This is a genomic window from Gemmatimonadaceae bacterium (genome assembly GCA_036504815.1).
Classification (GTDB): Bacteria; Gemmatimonadota; Gemmatimonadetes; order Gemmatimonadales; family Gemmatimonadaceae; genus PNKL01.
The window spans coordinates 1-17,959 of record DASXUN010000013.1; the positions used below are offsets into that span (position 1 = coordinate 1).

The following is a 17,959-nucleotide window of genomic DNA, read 5'->3' on the forward strand; positions in this document are numbered from 1 at the left end:
CGCCTCTACCCCCTCCCCGTTCCGAGGCAGTTCCCCCCGTTGTCATCCTCCCCTGCGGGGGCGTACCTTTCCAACCGGACGACTGCGTCCTCTAAGGTTGTTTCATCGGTCCGGATTGCGCGCGCATCCCTATGGCTGACATTGCCAAGCTGAAGAAGAAGGCCGCCGACTTCGAGGCTGCGAAGAAGTTCGACAAGGCGCTCGCGGCCTACCGCGAGGTCCTTGACGTCTACGACGCCGGCACCGAAGCGGACATCGAGGTCGCGCTCTACAATCGCGTGGGCGACATGCTCATGCGCCAGGGCGAGACCGCCGAAGCCGTGACGCTGTACGAGCGCGCCGTGGACCTGTACGCCGAGGGCGGCTTCTTCAACAACGCCATTGCGCTGTGCAACAAGGTGCTGCGCACGTCGCCGGGACGCGCGTCCATCTACTACAAGCTCGGCAAGATCTCCGCCGCCAAGGGCTTCAACGGCGACGCCAAGAAGAACTTCCTCGAGTATGCCGACCGCATGCAGAAGGCCGGCAACAAGGACGAGTCGTTCCGCGCGCTCAAGGAATTCGCCGATCTCTGCCCTGACCAGGATGACATTCGCCTGATGCTGGCGGACCAGTTGCTCAAGGCCGATCGCAAGGACGAGGCCATCGAGCAACTCTCGAATCTCCTCGATCTGTATCAGGCCAGCGGTCGCACGGCGGAGGCCGATGCGACGCAGGAGCGGATTCGCGCCATCGATCCCGCCGCGACGCCGCGCGTTGCGGCGCGCCGGTCGGTCGAGACCAAGACGCCGGCGTCGTCCGACGACCTGATCTTCATCGATCTCGATGCCCCGACGCCGCCGCGCAAGTCGCGGATGTCGACGGTGGCGCCGGTCATCAAGATGCCCGAACCGCCGCCACCGCCCAAGGCGCCGGAGCCGGCGATCGAGGCCCCCGCCCTCGAGGGACTCGAGACCACCGCGCTCGAAGGCATCGAGTCCACGTCGCTCGAGGGGATCGAGACCACCTCACTCGACGCCGGGGCGCCGCCGCGCGTCTCGGTGGCGATGCTCGGCCTCGAGACCACGTCGCTCGTCCCCGAGGCGTCCGACGAAGCGGCGCCGCTGACGGCCGGCGAGTTCGCCGAGCTCGATCTGTCGGGTGTCGAGGAGGTCAAGACGACGGCGCGCGAGTCCTCGCGCGATCTCGCGCTCCCCGGCGACCTGCCGCTGCTCGACATCGCGATGGGAGGCGTCGCCGCGGAGTCGGCGCCGGTGGACATCCCGCTCCTCGATCTCGCCGAAGAGCCCGTCTCGACGGAACCGACGCCGGTCGAGGACATCGAGTTGCCGATGCTCGAGGTCACCGGGCCGGTGGCCGCGGGCAAGCCGGCCGCTGCCGAGGATCTGGGATTCATCGATCTCGATGCGGCGCCGGTGGAATCGGAAGCTGCGCCCGAAGTGGAGAAACCGACGGAGTTCGGCGAGGTCGACGTGGAGTTCGTCGAGGCGCCCACGCCGCCGGTGCGCCGCACCACGACGATGTCCATTCCGATGCTCGCTTCGAGCGTCGAGGAGCTGCGCGACCAGGTCGCCAGGGAGCCGGAGAATTGGACGCTGCACCGGCAGCTCGCCGAGGCGATGCTCGACGACGGTCAGCGCGATGCCGGGCTCGCGATGCTCGAGGAGACGATGGCCGGCTTCGAGCGCGCCGGGCAGATCAACGACGCGCGCTCGGTGGCCGACGAGATCGTGCGCCTCAATCCGATGGGCGTGCGCTTCCACCAGAAGCGCGTCGAATATGCGTTCCGCGACGACGACAAGGCGGGGCTCGCGCAGGCCTATCTCGACCTGGCGGACGCGCTCTTCCGCGAGGGGCAGGCCGACAAGGCCAAGGCCGTCTACCAGCGCGTGCTCGAGATCGCGCCGGACGACCTGCGCGCCGCGGCGGCCATCGAGTCGCTGGGCGCCGTCGAACCCGCCGCCCCGGCCGCCGAGAAGCGACCGTCCGCCGCGCCGCCGCCGGCCGGCAAGCGCTACACCGGGATGATCACGGCCGTTCCCGAGCCGCCGCCCGTCGCCGCCGAGGCGCCGGCCGCCGCCGCCGACGATGACTTCGTCTCGCTCGGCGACTGGCTGCGCGAAGACGAGGAGCCCAAGTCCACGCGCATGGTCGTCGAGGAGAAGGAGCCGACCGGCGACGAGGATGCCGACTTCCAGGACATGCTGCGCAAGTTCAAGCAGGGCGTCGCGCAGAACGTCGAGGAAGAGGACCACGAGTCGCACTACGACCTCGGCGTCGCCTACAAGGAGATGGGACTCCTCGACGAGGCCATCGCCGAGTTCCAGAAGGCGCTGCGCGGCGCGCAGCTGCGCGTGCGCACGTATGAGGCGCTCGGCATGTGCTTCCTCGAGAAGGGCCAGCTGCCGGTGGCGCTGACCATCCTGCAGCGCGCGCTCGCCGAGCCGGGCGCCGGTGACGAGCAGCTCGTCGGCGTGCTCTACCTGCTCGGCTACGTCTCCGAGGGGCTCAAGAAGCCCGCCGACGCCAAGGCGTACTACGAGCGCGTCTTTGCCGTGGACATCCAGTTCCGCGATGTCGGAGACCGCCTCCGGTCGGTCGAGGCGGCCATCTCGTGACTGCGCTTCCGCCCCCCGGCCGCCTGCCGCTCGCGCCCGCCTTGCTCGACATCCAGGCGCCCATCCGCGCGCGCCTCGATCAGGTGCCGGACGAGATGTGGCGCATCGTGCGCGCCGACGCCCCCATTGTCGAGTCGGTGAATGCGCACCTGACCGGAATGAAGGGGAAGATGTTCCGCCCCACCATCCTGCTCCTCGCGTCGCAAACGGACGAGACGCCCGACGACCGCGGCGTGCGCCTGGCCGCCATCACCGAGCTCGTCCACCTCGCCAGCGTGGTGCACGACGATTCGGTAGACCACTCGCCGCTGCGCCGGGGCCAGCCCACCATCAATGCGCTCTTCTCGCACCAGGTGGCGGTCATCGCGGGCGATTATCTCTACTCCCGGGCGCTCGCCGAACTCGTGGCCGTCGGCGACTTCGAGCTGCTGCGCGTGATGCTGGGGGCGTCGAACGACATGACCCTCGGTGAACTGCGCCAGCTGGCGTCGTACGACGCGCTGCAGTTCACCGAGCAGGATTACTGGCTGCTCGTGCAGGCGAAGACCGCGTCGCTGCTCGGGGCGGCGGCGGAGGCGGGGGCGCTCTGCGGCGCGCCGCGCTTTCGCCGGCAGCTGGCCAGGTTCGGCCACCTGCTCGGCATGGCCTTCCAGGTGGCCGACGACCTGCTCGACTACACCGAGACGGAATCGACGACGGGCAAGCCGAGCGGCAATGACCTGAAGGAGCACAAGGTCACGCTGCCGCTCATCGCGGCGCTCCCCCGGATGTCGCGCGTCCAGCGCACGCGCGTCGAGGCGCTCTTTGCCGCCCCCGCACCGACTGACGCGCAAATCGCCGAAGTCGTCGCTAGTGTGCATGAGTACGGCGGCATCGACTTCGCCCGTCGCAAGGGCGAGGAGTTTGCGTCGCAGGCCGAGTCGGCCCTGGTGGATGTCCCGGCGTCCGAGGCGCGCAGCGCCCTCATTGACGCGCTGGGCTACGTGATGGACCGGAGGTCTTGATGGCGCCCAGCGGATCTTCCAAGCACCGCCCGGGGTTTCATGCCTTGGTGCTGTCCATCGGCTTCATCGTGGGCGGCTTCTTCACGCAGTTTGCCCGGATGTGGCTGCCCAGCGGGGCGGTGAAGGAGTTTCTCACCACCGGCGTGACACCCGCCATCGGGCCGCTGACTATCAACCTGATCATCGTTAATATTGGCTTGGGACCCATCGCGCTCGACGTCTCGCTGCTGAGCCTCGTCGGGGTCCTCATCGCCTATCTCATCGCGCGCTCGCTCTTCTAGGAGGCAACATGTTCGGACTCGGCCCGGGCGAAATGCTGATGGCCCTGGTGGCAATCCTGCTCCTGTTCGGTGCCAAGCGCATCCCGGAGATCGCCGGTTCGTTCGGCAAGGGCATCCGCGAATTCAAGAAGAACATGACCGACGTGCAGAAGGAGATCGAGGCGCCCGAAGCGCGCCCCGTCGACCGGCTGCCCAGTGCCTCGGATCGCGTCGAACGGAACAACGACGATGATCGGCCGGAGCCGAAGAAACTGATTTAACTACAGAGTACCACCGAATACGACAGAGTACGACAGAGTGACACAGGGGGGCGTCGCGAACTTCGCGGCGCCCCCCTGATCCGTCCGACGGTATCTGTCGTATTCTGTCGTACTCTGTGCTACTCTGTCGTCCTCTTCTTTACGAAGACTGCCGCCGTAACGACGACTGAATCTTCTTCCGCCGGTCCTCGATCTTCGCGTCCTTGCGGAGCGCGCCGATGAAGGCCTGCACGCGGCTGTCGCGCATCGCGTTCATCGCCTGCTGGCGCTGCTCGCTCTTCTGCGCCTCGAACTTCGCCTTGTCGGCCGCCACCTTCTGGTCCACGCGGATCACGAAGACGCCGTGCTCCGTGCGCACCGGCGCGCTGATTGCGCCCACCGGGAGCGTGAACGCCGCGCCGACCGCCTCGTTCAGCTGGCCCATGCCGGCCACGAAGCCCACGCGATTGAAGGGCGGCGCCTTCTGCACCGAGCGCGACGCGGCCTGCGCCGCCGCCTCGAGCGAGGTCGCCGCCGCCGCGATCGCCACCTGCTTGGCCGCCTCCATCTTGGCGTCGAGCGACTTGCGCGTCGCAATCCGCTGGCGCACCTCGTCCTTCACCGCCTCGAGCGGCTGCGGGCCGCCCTGGCGCAGCGAGTCGAGCCGCGCGAGGTAGTACATGTGCTCGACGTCGAACAGGTCGCTCGATTCGCCCGGGTGCACGCCGCTGAACGCCCACGCGCTCACGCTCGGCGCCACCTGCCCCAGGTACTGCGCGGGCTGGCCCTCCGTGACCTCGATCTGCGTCACGAGCAGCCCCATCTGCTTGGCGGCCGAGTCGAACTTCGCCGGCTCCAGCGCCCCGCCGGCGATGCGCGCCAGCTCATCCGCCTTGCGGTCCGTCGTCACCGCCGACGAATCGCTCTGCTTGATCTTCACCAGGATGTGGTGCAGCGAGAGCGTGTCGCCCTTGCGCGAGTCCACCCGGATGATGTGGTAGCCGAAGCTCGTGCGCACCGGCGCCGACAGCTGGCCCGGGGCCAGCTTGAAGGCGGCGTCGTCGAACTCCTTCACGAAACGCCCCTTCGGTCCCTTGCCGAGGTCGCCGCCCAGGGCGCCGCTCACCGTGTCGTCCGAGGCGCGCCGCGCCACCTCGTCGAACTTCGCGCCCTTCGCGATCTCGTCGCGCAGCGCCTGCGCGCGCTTCAGCGCGTCGGCGCTGTCCGCCGCGTTCGCCAGGCGGGGAATGCTCACCAGCGACAGCACCGCGCGCCCCGTCCGCTCGAACTCGTTCGCGTGCGCCGCGTAGAACTGCTGCATCTCGGTCTCCGTCACCTTCTTCGCGAAGTCGTCCACGTCGGACGGCACCCACGAGATGAACGAGACGGCCACCGAGTCGTTGCGGTCCTGGTACATCTGCCACAGCCGCGCGTCGCTCACGTACGCGTCCGCCGCCACCTGCGTGAACAGCTTCTCCTTCGGGATTTCCGTGCGGTAGTACTGCTCGAGCTGCGCGAGGATCCCCTGCTGGCGCGCCGCCGGGCTCGCCAGGAAGCGGCGGTACTTCGCCATGTCGAACTGCCCGTCCGTCAGGAACTCCGGGCTCTGCCGGAACTGCGGGGGCGGCGCGTACTTGGCGGTCTCCACCACCTCGTCATCCGTGACGCGAATGCCACGCTTCTCGTATTCCTGACGGAGCAGCACGTCGTTGACCAACTGGTCAAAGGCCTGCTGGTCCACGTTGGCCCGTTCGTCGAGCGTGAGGCCGCGACCCATCTGCTGCTCTTGCTGCTGCGCAAGGGCGGCGGACGTGTTCGCCCACACCATGTATGGGATCTCCTCGCCATTCACCGTCGCCACAACCGTCGAGGTCGTCACCGGAGCACGCCCCAGCAGGCCCGAAGTCTCGGCCAGCAGGAAGCCGCCCACAAAGGCGATGAAGATGAAGATCCAGATGTACTTCGCGGCGCTCCGCATGTTTTGCAGCACGGCGCAGCAACTCCCAGGAACGAAGTGAAGAATTGACGCGATGACCCGCGGCGCGAACACCAGGCCGGTGCCCGTCCCGCAGACAAAATCCACGCCTCATTGTTAGCCTAGAAAGCTATCGGGGAAGTCGGCCTAAGATCAAGTCGTTCGGGCACTTCTGATTGACGGTTGCGAGAACCGCGTGGTACATTCACCAATTGCGCCTCCACGCTGCAGAGGACGATTGCGGTAGTCGCAGCCCGGTCATCCCAACCCAGGTAGTCCCAACCCCCGTTCCCACACTCCTCCCCCCGCACCAGGCCTCCCCCCTCCTCCCCGTCCCTCGTCCCTCCTCGAATGACCCCCGTCCCAAACCGCGTTGACGAGCTGAAGAAGCGCTACGAGGAGAACCCACGACGGTTCTTCGCGCCGCTCGCCAATGAGTACCGCAAGGCGGGAGATCTCGAGGCGGCCATCGACTTGTGCCGCATGCATCTGGAGGAGCAGCCGGGTCACCTGAGCGGGCACATCGTCTACGGGCAGGCGCTCTTCGAGTCGTCGCAGCTCGCCGACTCCAAGCGCGTCTTCGAGGCGGCGCTGACGCTGGATCCAGAAAACCTCATCGCCCTCCGTCACCTCGGCGACATCGCCAAGGCCGACGGCGATGCGACCACCGCCCGGCATTGGTATGGTCGCGTGCTCGAGGCCGATCCGCGCAATGATGAAGTGACGGCGCTCATCGACTCGCTGGGTCAGCTCGCGACCGCGCCCTCGGTGATCGTGGCGGAGCAGCACGCGCCGCCACCGTCCCCCGACTACGCTCTTGAGATCGAGTCCGCCCCTGCGGCGGCGGATGCCGCGTCGCTGACGCCGGTCATTCCGATGTCCACGGTGCCTTCGGTCTCCGCGGCCCCTGCTGCGCCAGCCGCGGCCCCGGTCCCCCCGGTCCCCCCGGCCCCCCCGGCCCCCCCAGCGCCCGCCGCGCCGCGCCTGAGCATCGGCCTGATGGACCTCGATCTCAACCTCGCCGATTCCACCTCGCCAACGATCGACCTGCTCGGCGCCGTGGGCGAGCCGCTCGGCGCCGCGCCGGTTGCGTCGAGCGAAGCGCAGGCACCGCCCGCGCTCGAGATGGTCCCGCCGATCGAACCGGCGCCGCCCACGGTGCTCGAGGCGGCCCCTGCCATCGACGCTGGCTTCACGCTGGCCGACAGCGGCGAGACGGCGCCATCCATCGAAGGCTCGGCCATTCCGGGTGCGGAAGAGCCCGCCCTCAGCGCGACGAGTCCCGCTGGCGGCGAACTGGAAGTGCAGGACACCTCGTTCGACCTTCCGCCCGCCACCGACGCGCCGATGTTCGGCGCCGCGCACGAGCCGGCGTCGTTCGGGGATTCGCTCGACGTGACCGCGACGGGCGATGCAGAAGACGTCACGCCGCCGCGGATCAGCCTGACCGACTCGATTCCGCTTATCGATGCTGGCGACACGGTGCCGATCGGCGAGTCGGTCACCGATCCCAAGCCCATCACGCGCCACGAAGCGGAACCGGCCGCGCCGGCGCCCGCCACGCCGGCGCCCGCCACGCCGGCGGACTTCGACGCGCTCTTCGGCAACGCCCCCATCGCCGACGTCACCATCGGAGGCGAGAGCGGGACGACCGCCGCCGCCGAAACGGGCTTCGTTGCCGATTCGTTCGTCGGTCGCGAACCGAAGGACGAACTGCTCGAGACCGCACCGGACATCGCCACGCCACCGTCGCCTTTCGTCACCGAGACGATGGCCGAGCTGTACCTGCAGCAGGGATTCCGCGACGAGGCGCTCGAGGTCTATCGGCAGCTGCTCGTGCAGAATCCCGACGACAAGGGGCTCGCCGAGCGGGTCAAGCACCTCGAGCACGGCACGCGCTCCAGTCTCGCCATCGACTCGGTGAGCGAGGAGATCGAGGCCCACGTCAAGGAAGAGGAGATCCGCCGGTCGGGGAGCATTCCCACCGTGCCGGCCGCGCCGGTCGAGAGCTCGAAGGATCGCGAACCCATCATCGAGGCGCCGACAGGTCCGACGCCGATCATCGAGATGATCCCGGAGCCCGCGGCGGCGGTCCCGGCGGTTTCGCGTGCGATGTCGCCGACGCCGGTGGTGCCCATCACACCCGTGGTCGTCGAGTCCGAGCCGGAGATGGAAATGGTCGGCGAGGAGCCGCCGGCGCCGGAAGCACCGATCGTTGCTGTCGTCGGTGCAACTGCCCGCGAGCTTTTCGCGCGGATCGCGCAGCGTCGCGCGGTGCCAGGCGGCGGTGCTGCGGCGCAAGCCGTCGCGTCCGCGCCGATCACGTCGTCCGCGCCCGACACGATGCCGGCAGGCGCGGCGCCGGTCGCGCCCGCTGCTGAACCGGCTTTTGCGCCGGTCATGGCCGTGGCGACCCCGGCGCCGGAAGTCCCCGTCGCCCCCGGCGGATCGCTCGACCGACTCTTCGGCATGTCGGGCATCAGCGCGGTGGACGAAGGCGCCGCTCTCGCGATGGCGGCCGCGTACGGCGGGGTGCCGGCGGCGCCCATCAAGGGTGAACCGGCCCGCCGCGTGACCGACGAACTGTCACTCGACTCCGTCTTCAAGGGCGAGGACGGCAGCGGCAACCCCCTGGGTGTGCAGCGGCAATCCACACGCCTGCGCTTCGACCAGTTCTTTGCGGGCAATGAAGGCGGCGAGCCGGCACCGCCGCCTCCTTCCGCCGCGGCGCCGGTCGACGACATCGCGCAATTCACCGATTGGCTGAAGGGGCTCAAGGGCACGTGAAGATCCTCGTCCTCAACGGGCCCAGCCTGAACCTCCTCGGCACGCGCGAGCCGCACATCTACGGCACGACGACGCTCGCCGACATCGAGCGTGACCTCGTGGCCGTGGGCGCGGAACTCGGCGTGACCGTCGAGTGCCGCCAGTCCAATCACGAGGGCGTCCTCATCGACGTCATTCACGCGGCGAAGGGCAGCGTCGACGGCATCGTCATCAACGCCGGCGCCTACTCGCACACCAGCCTGGCGCTGCGCGACGCGCTGGCCTCGGTGGCGATTCCGTACGCCGAGGTGCACCTCTCCAACATCTTCGCGCGTGAACCGGAGCGCCGGCACAGCACGCTGGCGGCCGGCGCGCGCGCCCTCCTGTGCGGCTTCGGCGCGCCGGGATACGCGATGGCCCTCCGCGGGCTGGTCGCGGCGCTGCGCGCGTAAGCGCGCCCAACCTTGCCTGCCATGGAAGACCGTCGTCCGCACCGCCTCGCGGCCCTGCGCGCCTCGCTGCGCGAGAGTGACTTCGAAGCGATGCTCGTCACCTCGCTCCCGAATGTCCGCTACCTCACCGGGTTCTCCGGATCCGCCGCGCAGCTCGTGGTCTTCGCCGGCGCGCCGTCGGTCCTGATCACCGACTCCCGCTATGCGGTGCAGGTGGTGGATGAAGTCGGCAACCAGGCGGTAGTGCGCATCGAGCTGTCGTCGCTCTGGGCCGGACTGCGCGAGGTGCTCGCCACGGCGGGGGAGGGGAGCCGCCTCGCCTTCGAATCGGCGCACCTGCTCGTCGCCGACCACGAGCGACTCGTCGAGCTGGCCGGGCGCTGGCAGTGCCGCGGGAGCCTCGGCCTGGTCGAGGCGCTGCGCGAGCGGAAGGATGCGGGCGAACTGGCGCTCATTCGCGAGGCCGTGCGCATCGCCGAGGCCGCGCTCGAGCGCACCATCGCGGAAGTGCGCGTTGGCCTGACCGAACGGCAGGTGGCCGGAATTCTCGAGCATCACCTGCGCGACCTGGGCAGCGACGCCCCGCCGTTCGAGACCATCGTGGCGTCCGGGGAGCGGGCCGCGCTGCCGCACGCGCGGGCCTCCACGCGCCAACTGCGCGGCGGCGAATTCCTGCTCATCGACTTCGGCGCCTCGCACGGCGGGTACTGCAGCGACATCACCCGCACCTTTGCGCTGAAAAGCGTGAACCCGGAGATGCAGCACGTTCACGACGTCGTGCGGGAGGCAACCCTGAGCGCTTCGGCGGTTGTTCGGGCCGGAATGCGGGGGAGGGATGCCGATGCCATCGCGAGGGACTACATTGAGTCCCGCGGTTACGGGGAACTGTTTGGGCACTCGCTCGGGCACGGGATCGGGCTCGAGGTGCACGAGGGCCCACGGCTCGCCCGGACCGCGGAGGCACCGCTGCCCCCCAAGTCGGTCGTGACCATTGAGCCAGGGATCTACAAGCCCGGGTGGGGCGGGGTGCGCATCGAGGACGATGTCTATCTCGCCGACGATGGACCCGAGGTGCTGACGAGTTTCCCGCGGGAGTTGATCGTAATCGGCTGACGCCTGCTGTTCGCCCGTGTCCAGGACTGCCGTACTCTGTCGTATTCCGTCTGACTCTGTCGTACTCTGTCGAGAGACCCCAGATGATAGATCTGCGCTACGTAAAGAAACTGGTTGATATGCTCGACGAATCGAGCGTGGACTCGATCGAGATCTCGTCCGACAAGGGGATGAAGATCCGGATCAGCAAGTCGCCGGTCGCCCGGGCGGCGATGCACGCGGTGGCGCCGGTGGTGCATGCCACGCATCACGCGCCGGTGGCCGCCGCGCCGGCCCCCGCGCCGGCCCCCGCGCCGGCCCCGACGGCGGCCGCGGCCGCGGCCGCCGCGAAGGCCGAGTCCGCCTCCCGGTTCGTCGAGGTCAAGTCGCCGATGGTGGGCACCTTCTACTCCCGCCCCGAGCCCGGCGCCGAGCCGTATGTCCACGTCGGCTCGCAGGTCACCAAGGGACAGGTGCTCTGCATCATCGAGGCGATGAAGATCATGAACGAGATCGAGTGCGAAGTCTCCGGCACCATCAAGGAGATCTGCGTCACCGACTCGCATCCGGTCGAATTCGGCCAGGCCCTCTTCCGTATTGATCCCAATGGCTGATCCCACCGGTCCGCGCCCATCCGCGGTGCTGTCCGCGGTCGGCGCCCAGCAGGCTGGCGCCCCGCCCGGGCCGCCGTACAACTACAAGATCGTCCTCCAGCAGGCCGTGCAGATGGGGGCGTCCGACCTCCATCTCAAGGTCGGCCGTCCGCCAATGGCCCGCCTCAACGGCGAGCTGTCGCCGCTCGAGCTGCCGCCGATGAAGCCCGAGGATCTCAAGTCCATCGGCGAACAGATCTGCCCGCCCAAGCAGAAGCGCGAGTTCGACGCCGAGAAGGAAGCCGACTTCGCCATTGGCGTCCCCGGCATCGGGCGCTTCCGCGTGAACATGTACCAGCAGCGCGGGACCATCGCGTTCGTCTTCCGCGCCATCGCGTTCCAGGCCACGTCCATCAAGGACCTGAACCTTCCGCCCGTGCTGGAGGAGATCTCGATGAAGCCGCGCGGCCTCGTGCTCGTCACGGGGATCACCGGCTCCGGCAAGTCGACGGCGCTCGCGTCGATGATCCAGTACGTCAACGAGAACCGGCACGCGAACATCATCACCATCGAAGACCCCATCGAGTTCCTGCACCGCGACATCAACTGCAACATCAACCAGCGCGAGGTCGGGCTCGACACCGGTTCCTTCGCCTCGGCGCTGCGCCGCGTGCTGCGCCAGGACCCCGACATCATCCTGATCGGCGAAATCCGCGATCTCGAGACGCTGGAAATCGCGCTCAAGGCGGCCGACACCGGCCACATGGTGTTCAGCACGCTGCACACCACCGACGCCACGCAGACCATCAACCGCGTGCTGTCGTTCTATCCGCCGCACCAGCAGGCCGACGTCCGCTTCTCGCTCTCCACCGCGCTCAACGCCGTCGTCTCGCTGCGCCTCGTGCCGCGCTCCGACCGCCCCGGGCGCGTCCCCGCCTGCGAGGTGCTCATCAACACCGCGGCCGTGAAGGACAACATCCGCGACGTGAGCAAGTCGCTCAACATCCCCGATCTCATCAAGGAAGGGACGGTGCAGTACGGGATGCAGAGCTTCGACCAGTCGCTGATGGCCTGGTACTCCAAGGGCGTCATTTCGTACGAGCACGCGCTGTTCCACTCGACGAATCCCAGTGAGTTCGCGCTCAAGGTTCAGGGCATCGCGGGGACCAGCGACACGAGTTGGGATTCTTTCACTCAGTGAGTGAGCACGTGATGGCAGAGGGCGGATGGCGGAGGGCAGATGCGCGCGCTGCGCGTCGATCCTTGCCGCGGCCCGCCCTATCCGCCATCTGCCATCCGCCTTCCGCCATCACTAGCCTTGTTCAAGAAAGTCCTGATCGCCAATAGAGGCGAAATCGCGCTCCGCGTCATTCGCGCCTGTCGCGAGCTCGGCATACAGACCGTCGCCGTCTACAGCGAGGCCGATCGCGAGTCGCTGCACGTGCGCTTTGCCGATGACGATGTCTGCATCGGTCCGGCGCCCGCGCGCGAGAGCTACCTCAAGATCCCGCGCCTGATCGCCGCCGCCGAGATCACCGGCGCCGACGCCATCCACCCCGGCTACGGCTTCCTCGCCGAGAACGCCGAGTTCGCCGAGACGTGCGCGGCGAGCGGCATCACCTTCATCGGGCCCACGCCGCAGCAGATCCGGATGATGGGCGACAAGGCCGCGGCGCGCGCCAAGATGATCGAGAATGGCGTCCCCGTCGTGCCCGGCACGCCCGGTCCCGTCGAGGATCCCGAGGCCGCGCTCGGTTTCGCGCGGCAGATCGGCTTCCCCGTCATCATCAAGGCCGCCGCCGGCGGGGGCGGCAAGGGGATGCGCGTCGCCAACGACGAGGACGAGTTCCTGCGGTCGTTCCAGATGGCGCGCACCGAGGCGCTCTCCGCCTTCGGCAACGGCGATGTGTACGTCGAGAAGTACCTGCGCCGGCCGCGCCACATCGAGTTCCAGGTGCTCGGCGACACGCACGGCAACGTCATCCACCTCGGCGAGCGCGACTGCTCCGTGCAGCGGCGGCACCAGAAGCTCATCGAGGAGTCGCCCTCGCCCGCGATGACTCCCGCGCTCCGCGAGCGGATGGGCGAGGCGGCGGTGCTCGGCGCCAAGGCCATCGAGTACGTCGGCGCCGGCACCGTGGAGATGCTGCTCGACACCGACGGGTCGTTCTACTTCATGGAGATGAACACCCGCATCCAGGTGGAGCATCCCGTCACCGAGATGATCACGTGCGTGGATCTCGTGAAGGAGCAGATCCGCGTCGCGGCCGGCGAACCGCTCAAGCACAAGGAAACACCGCCGATGCGCGGGCACGTCATCGAGTGCCGCATCAATGCGGAGGATCCGTTCCAGAACTTCCAGCCCTCACCCGGCAAGATCGAGGTCTTCCATCTCCCCGGCGGCAACGGCGTGCGCGTGGACACGCACGCCTACGCCGGCTACACCGTCCCGCCGTTCTATGACTCGATGATCGCCAAGCTCATCGTCCACGGCGAAGACCGCCCCGAAGCGCTGGCCAAGATGCGGCTGGCCCTCGACACGTTCATCGTGCAGGGCGTGACGACCACCATTCCGTTCCTGAGCAAGGTGATGAGCCATCCGGAGTTCGTGCGGGGGGATGTGCATACGAAATTCCTTGAGGTGGAAGGGAAGGATCTCTTCGAGGGGTGAGGGGGGACGGAACGGGGAGGAGGTAGAGGCTTAAGGAACGAGGGAGGGGATGTGGAACGAGGAGGGAGGCCGCTGGCGCGCCAGCGATCCCCCTCCTCGTTCCGCATCCCGTCCCCCCTCGCCTGGCCTCTACCCCCTCCTCGTTCCGAAAGCGGTTAGCCTCTACCCCCTCCTCGTTCCGATCGCAGTCCCCTTCGTCGTCCATCCTCCCGTCCTGCTGACATTCGCGTGCATTCCCAGCACCAGCCGGCGCAGCTGCGCGATGAGATCCACGCGTCGTTCCAGCCGGTCCGCATGCAGGTGGGCGCGCAGGCTCATGTACCACACGGTTGCTTCGCGCACAGAACCGAGTGCGTACGCATAGAAGCGCACCCGGTCGTTCGGAGTGCGCCGCGAGTATCCCTCGCTCAGGTTTGCGCTGATCGACGCGACCGCGCGACGAAGCTGGTCCGCGCTCTGCGCATGCAGCGGCGGATGCGCGTCGGCAATATCAGCGAGACAGCAATCGAGCAGGTACCGGGAAACTCGATAAGCGTGCAGTTTCCAGATCGGGTCTCCCGTCTCCGCGGGCGAAACGCTTGCCTCCCACCGGCCGAGCTCCTCGAGTAGAGCGATGTCCATGCGGGAAGGGTAGGGCAGTCGAGAACTCGAATCGTCACCGGAAGTCCGCAGAAGGGATCATTCGAACGCACCATCTCATCCCCCGTCCCCCCGCTCGTCCCCCGTCCCTTAGCCTCTCCCCCCGCCTCGTTCCGTTGCAGTAGCCTCTACCCCCTCCCCGTTCCGTTGAACCCGTCTCTCGCCGTTCGTCTGACTCCCGCCGCAGTCACTGCCGACTGCGCTGTGATTGTCGATGTCCTTCGATTCACCACCAGCGCGGCGTACGCGCTGGCGAATGGCGCGCGCTCCATCATTCCGTGCGCGTCAATCGAGGACGCTCGCCTTCTGGCGCACCGCACGCGCGATGACGCCGCCCAGCCGCTCGCCGAGGGCGCGTGCCTTCTCGCCGGTGAGCGCCACGCCGTGAAACCGGACGGCTTCGACCTCGGAAACTCCCCCTTCGAGTTCACGCGCGAGGCGGTGCAGGACAGGGACATCGCCTGGACGACTACCAATGGCACCCGTGCCATCGCCATCGCGACCGGTCTCTCGCCTATCGGCGCCGGCAACGGAGAAGGAGCTAGCGGAATCCTGCCCCTCGTCCCCCAACCCGTCCCCCGTTCCCGAGCCTCCATCCCCTCCCCGTTCCGTGACCTCGTTCTCCTCTCATACGTCAATCTCTCGGCGGTTGTAGCGTGCCTCGCGCCACGGCTCGAGGCGCGTTCGGCCGTCGCCATCGCCTGCTCCGGCCGCGATGGGGGCTTCGCGCTCGAGGATGCCGCCTGTGCCGGCGCCCTCGTCCGCCGCCTCCAGGCCGCCGTCGGCGACCGGCTCACGATGGATGACGGCGCACGCGCCTGCGCGTGCCTTGACGAGGCCTATGGCGAAGACTTCGCGCGGCTCTTCCGCGACGCTCAGCACGGACGATTCCTCGGAAACCATGGATTCGGAGCCGACCTCCGCGCCTGCGCCGCGCTCGACGCGGTCCCGGTCGTCCCGTGCTGGCGCGACGGACGCTTCGTCGCTGGATGACCTCGACGTCGCCCCCAACCCGCGCCGCCGCCGCGCGGCCACGCCCGACGACGAGGTCTACACGCCGCCGCGCGTCCGCCGCACCGCCCCCGTGACCGAAGCTGATATCGGCGAACCCGTGCAGAACATGCCGCGCCGCCGTCGCCCCCGGAACGACAACCTCGAGCCCACCCCCGACGAGTTGGCCAGGGCCGTCCGTCGCGCGCACCTCAAGCGCGAGATCGGCGGCATCGCGCTCATTCTCGGCGCCGTCTTCGTCGCGGGCGCGCTGATCGCGCAGCCCGCGTACACCAGCGGCTCGTGCATTGATGCCGGCTCCATCTTCGGCCCCGTCGGCGCCTGCCTCCGCTGGTCGGTGCTCACCCTCGTGGGCGCGCTCTCGGCCGCCATCGTCCCGCTCATTCCCGCCGTGCTGGCCCTGCGCCTCCTCGGGCGCATCAACGAGACCGATGACCGCCGCTGGATGACGTTCACCATCGGGCTGGCCGTCCTCGTCCCCGTCATCGCGTCGCTGGCGCGCGGACAGTTCGCTTCGTCCAACCTCGATCCCCTCGCCGGCATCTGGGGCGCGTTCGCCGCGTTCTATCTGGTGAAGGCCATCGGCTACGGCGGCGCCTGGGTCGTGGTCGCCATCGCCCTCAGCATCCTCTCCGCCGTCGCCCTCAACTGGAACCCGATCCGCGCCATACTCGGCTCGGCTTCGAGCCCGAAGACGGCCGACAAGGGGCTGACCAAGGCCGAGCAGATGGAGCCGCCCGCCAGCGAGATGCCGGCGCTCGACCTGAGCCTGATGGATGGCCTCGCCGCCGCCATCGGCAAGCCCGCGGACGCCGCGGCCGCGCCCGCCGATCCGGCCTTCGAGCTGATCGACCCCGCCACCGCCAAGGGCGACAAGAAAAAGAAGAAGTCGCGCGATGAATCCGTCGCCGACCTCATCGACGCCACCGAACTCGTCGATCCGCTCGCCGAGGAACTGCCGTCGCCTGAGTTGCTCTCGCTGCCGCCGGTGCGCAACGCCGACGCCGGCCGCGCGCAGCTCGACGCCGCCGGCCAGAAGCTGATGGATGCGCTGCGCACCTTCCGCGTGGACGGGGAACTCGTCGGCCGCACCACCGGCCCGACCGTGACGCAGTTCGAGATCGAGCCCGCGCCCGGCGTGAAGGTGCGCCAGTTCGCCAACCTCGCCAACGACCTCGCGCTCGCCATGCGCGCGCCGTCGATTCGCGTCGTCGCTCCCATCCCGGGCAAGGGCGCCGTGGGCATCGAAGTGCCCAATCCCACGGCCGAGATGGTGATCTTCCGCGAACTGCTCGAGAGCCGCGATTACACCACCAAGCCGTACGCCCTGCCGATGGCCATCGGCAAGGACCTCGAGGGGCGCGCCGTGGTGGCCGACCTCGCCAAGATGCCGCACCTGCTCATTGCCGGCGCCACCGGCAGCGGCAAGTCGGTCTGCGTGAACACCATCATCACGAGCCTCATCTACCGACACACGCCCAAGACGCTGCGCTTCCTGATGGTCGACCCCAAGATGGTCGAACTCAGCGTCTACAACGTGCTGCCGCACCTGCGCCACAAGGTCGTCACCGACAACCGCGACGCGGCGTCGATGCTCAAGTGGGCCGTGATGGAGATGCAGGAGCGCTATCAGCTGCTCGCCGCCAACGGCGCGCGCAACATCCAGGACTTCAACCAGAAGGTGCGCGACGGGCACCGGATGCTGAAGCCCAAGGATCCCGGCGTCGCGTTCGAGGACCGCGAGTACAAGGGGAATGTCCTCCCCTACATCATCGTCGTCATCGACGAGCTCGCCGACCTGATGATGACCTGCGCGGCCGAAGTGGAAACGCCGCTGGCGATGCTCGCGCAGAAGGCGCGCGCCATCGGCATCCATCTCATCCTCGCGACCCAGCGTCCGAGCGTGAACGTCATCACCGGCCTCATCAAGGCCAACTTCCCCAGCCGCATTGCCTTCCGCGTGGCGAGCCAGGTGGACAGCCGCACGATCATCGACGGGATGGGAGCGGAGTCGCTGCTGGGCAATGGCGACATGCTCTTCATTCCGCCCGGCAAGAGCGAGCCGGCGCGCCTGCAGGGGGCGTTCCTCAGCAATGAGGACACCGAGCGCCTGATGCACTGGTACGCCGACCGCCGCGAGGCCCGCAAGGCCGCCCTCGAGGCCCAGGGCTTCATGCACGAGCCCACCGAGGAGGAGATGGATATCCTCGAGCGCGTGCGCCAGCAGGAGGCGCTGGAGGCCGGGGCGGGGCAGGAGGGCGACGGCGACGACAGCGATCGCGACAAGCTGTTCCGCGAGGCGGCCGAGGTCTGCATCCAGAACCAGGGCGGCTCCACGAGCCTCCTCCAGCGGCGCCTCAAGATCGGCTACGGCCGCGCCGCGCGGATCATCGACCAGCTCCACCTCGCCGGCGTGCTCGGCCCGCCAGACGGCTCCAAGCCGCGCGATGTGCTCGTGGGGCTCGACGACATCGACCGGATCTGCGGAAATAGAGAAGATTGAGGATTCGCGGAACGGGGAGGGGGTAGAGGCTCAGGGACGAGGCGAGAGAGTCGGAACGAGGAGGGAGATCGCTGGCGCGCCCAGGATCCCCCTCCTCGTTCCGCATCTCTTCTCT

Annotated in this window: 14 protein-coding genes; 11 read left to right on the forward strand and 3 right to left on the reverse strand. The window is 68.4% G+C overall.

What is annotated here, in order from left to right; genetic code table 11:
• Window positions 1-131: 131 nt before the first annotated feature.
• Genes VGJ96_07145 through VGJ96_07160 form a run of 4 tightly spaced genes read left to right on the forward strand, consistent with a single transcriptional unit; the run spans window position 132 to window position 4,163 of the window.
• Window positions 132-2,618 carry a tetratricopeptide repeat protein gene (locus VGJ96_07145; protein HEY3286883.1) on the forward strand — a complete coding sequence of 829 codons (2,487 nt, stop codon included), beginning with the start codon at window positions 132-134 and terminating at the stop codon, window positions 2,616-2,618.
• Window positions 2,615-3,622, forward strand: a complete 1,008-nt coding sequence (locus VGJ96_07150; protein ID HEY3286884.1) for a polyprenyl synthetase family protein — start codon at window positions 2,615-2,617, stop codon at window positions 3,620-3,622. The genes VGJ96_07145 and VGJ96_07150 overlap by 4 nt, the downstream gene beginning before the upstream one ends.
• Entirely contained in the window at window positions 3,622-3,903 is a 282-nt protein-coding gene (locus VGJ96_07155; protein ID HEY3286885.1) for a DUF4321 domain-containing protein, read from the forward strand. The genes VGJ96_07150 and VGJ96_07155 overlap by 1 nt, the downstream gene beginning before the upstream one ends.
• 8 nt (window positions 3,904-3,911) lie before the next feature.
• Window positions 3,912-4,163 carry a twin-arginine translocase TatA/TatE family subunit gene (locus VGJ96_07160; protein HEY3286886.1) on the forward strand — a complete coding sequence of 84 codons (252 nt, stop codon included), beginning with the start codon at window positions 3,912-3,914 and terminating at the stop codon, window positions 4,161-4,163.
• A gap of 139 nt (window positions 4,164-4,302) precedes the next feature.
• Here VGJ96_07160 and VGJ96_07165 read toward each other — a convergent pair whose 3' ends face one another.
• Entirely contained in the window at window positions 4,303-6,132 is a 1,830-nt protein-coding gene (locus tag VGJ96_07165) for a peptidyl-prolyl cis-trans isomerase (protein ID HEY3286887.1), read from the reverse strand.
• 336 nt (window positions 6,133-6,468) lie between these two features.
• Here VGJ96_07165 and VGJ96_07170 point away from each other — a divergent pair, with 336 nt between their 5' ends.
• The 6 genes from VGJ96_07170 (at window position 6,469) to accC (ending at window position 13,691) form a co-directional block, all read left to right on the forward strand.
• On the forward strand, window positions 6,469-8,904 hold the full coding sequence (locus VGJ96_07170; GenBank protein HEY3286888.1) for a tetratricopeptide repeat protein: 2,436 nt from the start codon (window positions 6,469-6,471) through the stop codon (window positions 8,902-8,904).
• Window positions 8,901-9,335: a type II 3-dehydroquinate dehydratase gene (gene aroQ / locus VGJ96_07175; GenBank protein ID HEY3286889.1), complete on the forward strand. Its 435-nt coding sequence runs from the start codon at window positions 8,901-8,903 to the stop codon at window positions 9,333-9,335. The genes VGJ96_07170 and aroQ overlap by 4 nt, the downstream gene beginning before the upstream one ends.
• Window positions 9,336-9,356: 21 nt before the next feature.
• Entirely contained in the window at window positions 9,357-10,448 is a 1,092-nt protein-coding gene (locus tag VGJ96_07180) for a Xaa-Pro peptidase family protein (protein HEY3286890.1), read from the forward strand.
• Between the two features lie 83 nt (window positions 10,449-10,531).
• Complete coding sequence (gene accB, locus VGJ96_07185) at window positions 10,532-11,041, forward strand: acetyl-CoA carboxylase biotin carboxyl carrier protein (GenBank protein ID HEY3286891.1); 510 nt, start codon at window positions 10,532-10,534, stop codon at window positions 11,039-11,041.
• Entirely contained in the window at window positions 11,034-12,221 is a 1,188-nt protein-coding gene (locus tag VGJ96_07190) for a type IV pilus twitching motility protein PilT (GenBank protein ID HEY3286892.1), read from the forward strand. Before accB ends, VGJ96_07190 begins: the two co-directional genes overlap by 8 nt.
• A gap of 117 nt (window positions 12,222-12,338) precedes the next feature.
• Window positions 12,339-13,691: an acetyl-CoA carboxylase biotin carboxylase subunit gene (accC, locus tag VGJ96_07195; protein ID HEY3286893.1), complete on the forward strand. Its 1,353-nt coding sequence runs from the start codon at window positions 12,339-12,341 to the stop codon at window positions 13,689-13,691.
• Window positions 13,692-13,853: 162 nt separating this feature from the next.
• On the opposite strand, the gene VGJ96_07200 is transcribed toward accC, so the two are convergent.
• Window positions 13,854-14,312, reverse strand: a complete 459-nt coding sequence (locus tag VGJ96_07200; GenBank protein HEY3286894.1) for a four helix bundle protein — start codon at window positions 14,310-14,312, stop codon at window positions 13,854-13,856.
• A 645-nt stretch (window positions 14,313-14,957) separates the two neighbouring features.
• Window positions 14,958-15,212, reverse strand: coding sequence for a hypothetical protein (locus VGJ96_07205; protein ID HEY3286895.1), 255 nt, complete (start codon window positions 15,210-15,212; stop codon window positions 14,958-14,960).
• Between the two features lie 19 nt (window positions 15,213-15,231).
• Here VGJ96_07205 and VGJ96_07210 point away from each other — a divergent pair, with 19 nt between their 5' ends.
• Entirely contained in the window at window positions 15,232-17,844 is a 2,613-nt protein-coding gene (locus VGJ96_07210) for a DNA translocase FtsK 4TM domain-containing protein (protein ID HEY3286896.1), read from the forward strand.
• Window positions 17,845-17,959 lie beyond the last annotated feature (115 nt).